A 2,778-nucleotide genomic window follows, 5' to 3' on the forward strand; every position below is an offset into this window, starting at 1 on the left:
GTACTGGGCGGTGCCCATCACCATGCCGGTCTGTGTCACCGGGGCGGCGTCGACGGCTTTGGCGATGCCGAAGTCGGTGATCTTCACCTGACCGGTCGGGGTGATCAGGATGTTGCCCGGCTTGACGTCGCGGTGCACCAGACCGGAGGCGTGCGCGACCTGCAGCGCCCGTCCAGTCTGCTCGAGCATGTCCAGCGTGTGCCGCAGCGACAACCGGCCGGTCCGCTTGAGCACCGAGTTGAGCGGCTCGCCGTTGACCAATTCCATCACCAGATAGGCGGTGCGCCCTTCACCCTCCATCTGGGTCTCGCCGTAGTCGTGAACGCTGGCGATGCCGGGATGGTTGAGCATCGCGGTGGTGCGCGCTTCAACCCGGAAGCGCTCGATGAATTCGGAGTCTTGGGAGAACTCGGCCTTGAGCACTTTGACCGCGACGCGACGTCCCAGCCGGCTGTCGACGGCCTCCCACACCTGACCCATCCCGCCGGTAGCAATCAGGCGTTGCAGGCGGTAGCGGCCAGACAGCGTCACACCCACTCGCGGGCTCATGGTCCTCCCTGCAGCGCAGCCTCGATGACCGCGCGCCCGATCGGTGCGGCAAGCGCGCCACCGGTCGCCGATAACCGGTCAGCGCCGTCCTCTACAAGCACCGCGACGGCCACCTTCGGAGCCTTCGCGGGCGCAAAAGCGATGTACCACGCGTGCGGTGGTGTGTGGCGCGGGTCGGTGCCGTGCTCTGCGGTACCAGTCTTGGATGCGATCTGCACGCCGGGGATCGCCCCTTTCTGCTGAGTGACATTCTCGGCGCCGACCATTAACTCAGCTAGCTTAGCCGCGACCTGCGGGGACACCGCACGGCGCTGTTGGTGCGGCGCGGTCGTGCTGATGTTAGCCAGGTCAGGTCCCTGCAGGCTGTCAACCAGGTAGGGCTGCATGGTGATGCCGGCATTGGCGATGGTAGCCGCAACGACCGCATTCTCCAGCGGCGTCAACGCGACATCCTTCTGGCCGATGCTCGTCATGCCCAGCGCAGCCGCGTCGGGTATCGGTCCGATAGTCGATTGGGCGACCTGCAGCGGGATCGGCTCCGGCACGACGTCCAGGCCGAACGATCGCGCGGTGCTGCGCAGCGCATCGGTGCCGGTGAGCAGGCCTAACTGGACGAATGCGGTATTGCACGACCGGGCGAATGCCTCACGCAGCGTGACGGTTTCGGCGCTGTCGCAGGGTGCGCCGCCGTAGTTCTCCAGGGTTGCGGTGCTATCCGGCAGTGGAATCGACGCCGCCGACGTGAGTTCGTCGTCCTCGGTCGCGCCGTTCTGCAACGCGGCCGCGGTAGTGATCACCTTGAACGTCGAACCGGGTGGGTACGTCTGCGAGATTGCGCGATTGATCAGCGGCGAGTGCGGGTCGTCACGAAGTTGCTGCCAGGTGTGCGCCTGTTGCTCGGGGTCGTGCGAGGCAAGCTGATTGACGTCGTAGGACGGCGAGGACACCAGCGCCAGAATCTTCCCGGTCGCCGGCTCCAGCGCGACGACCGCACCGCGGCACGGGCCGTTGCAGCCCTGCTGCATCGCGTCCCAACCGGCTTGCTGGATCCGCGGGCTGATGGTGGTGTCCACCGTGCCGCCGCGGGGGTCGCGACCAGTGAAGAAGTCGGCCAGCCGGCGGCCGAACAACCGCTGATCGGATCCGTTCAGCAGGGGATCCTCGGCCCGCTCCAAACCGGTGCTCGAGTAGCGCAGCGAATAGAACCCGGTCACCGGGGCGTACACCGCGGCGTTGGGGTACACCCGCAGGAAGCGGAAGCGGCTGTCGGTGGCCACCGAGTACGCCAGCAGCTGACCGTTCGCGGTGATCTGGCCGCGCTGCCGGGAGTACTCGTCCATCAGCACGCGCTGGTTGCGCGGGTCAGACCGCAGCCCGTCGGCGGTGAAGACCTGCGTGAGCGTGGCGTTGAACAACAACAGCACGATCAGCGCCATCACGGTCACCGAGATCCGGCGGAGGGAGGTGTTCATACCCGCTCGATCACCTCGGTGTTAGCGCCCGCGATCGGCGAGGTGTTGCGCGGCTTGGTACGGAACGGCCGCCGCGCCGCATGCGAGATGCGCACCAGGATCGCCAGCAGCACATAGTTCGCCAACAGCGACGAGCCGCCGTAGGACATCCAGGGCGTGGTCAGCCCGGTCAACGGAATGAGGTTGGTGACGCCGCCGACGACGATGAACAACTGGATGGCCAGCGTGGACGCCAGACCCGCAGCCAGCAGCTTGCCGAAGCTGTCCCGCACCGCGATCGCGGTCCGCATGCCGCGGACGATCACGATGGTGTAGAGCATCAGCAGGCCGGCCAACCCCACCAGACCGAGCTCTTCACCGAACGCCGCGGTGATGAAATCGGTTGCCGCAGCAGGCACGGTGTCCGGCTGCCCATTGCCCAGACCGGTGCCAAAGACGCCGCCGGTGGCGAAGCTGAACAGCGATTGCACGATCTGGTAGCCGGTGTTGTCCGGATCGGCGAACGGGTCCAGCCACGTCTGCACCCGAACCCGGACATGAGCGAACATGTAGTACGCAGCGACGCTGCCCAGCGCGAACAAGGCCAGGCCGAGGACCACCCAGCTGAACCGTTGGGTGGCCAGGTAGACGACCACCAGGAACGACGCGTAGAGCAAAAGCGAAGTGCCCAAATCCTTTTCGAAGACCATCACGGCAATCGAGGCAACCCAGGCGCCGAGCAGCGGAGCGAGGTCACGCGGCCGGGGCAGATCCATAC

The 2,778-nt window shown here is 66.4% G+C and carries 3 protein-coding genes; all 3 read right to left on the bottom strand.

The window, feature by feature from the left end; translation table 11 throughout:
- Positions 1–549: serine/threonine-protein kinase (locus WAN02_RS31740; protein WP_422269326.1), on the bottom strand; the 549-nt coding region annotated here is incomplete at its 3' end.
- Positions 546–2,021, bottom strand: a complete 1,476-nt coding sequence (gene pbpA, locus WAN02_RS31745) for a D,D-transpeptidase PbpA (RefSeq protein ID WP_422269327.1) — start codon at positions 2,019–2,021, stop codon at positions 546–548. The genes WAN02_RS31740 and pbpA, both read right to left, overlap by 4 nt.
- The coding region (locus WAN02_RS31750) for an FtsW/RodA/SpoVE family cell cycle protein (RefSeq protein WP_422269328.1) at positions 2,018–2,778 on the bottom strand (761 nt) is incomplete at its 5' end. The genes WAN02_RS31750 and pbpA, both read right to left, overlap by 4 nt.

Source organism: Mycobacterium sp. (assembly GCF_049281135.1).
In the GTDB taxonomy this organism is placed as follows: domain Bacteria; phylum Actinomycetota; class Actinomycetes; order Mycobacteriales; family Mycobacteriaceae; genus Mycobacterium.

Excerpts from the sequence above, each read along its gene's own strand:
- pbpA (WP_422269327.1), bottom strand. The coding sequence starts at position 2,021 with ATGAACACCTCCCTCCGCCGGATCTCGGTGACCGTGATGGCGCTGATC.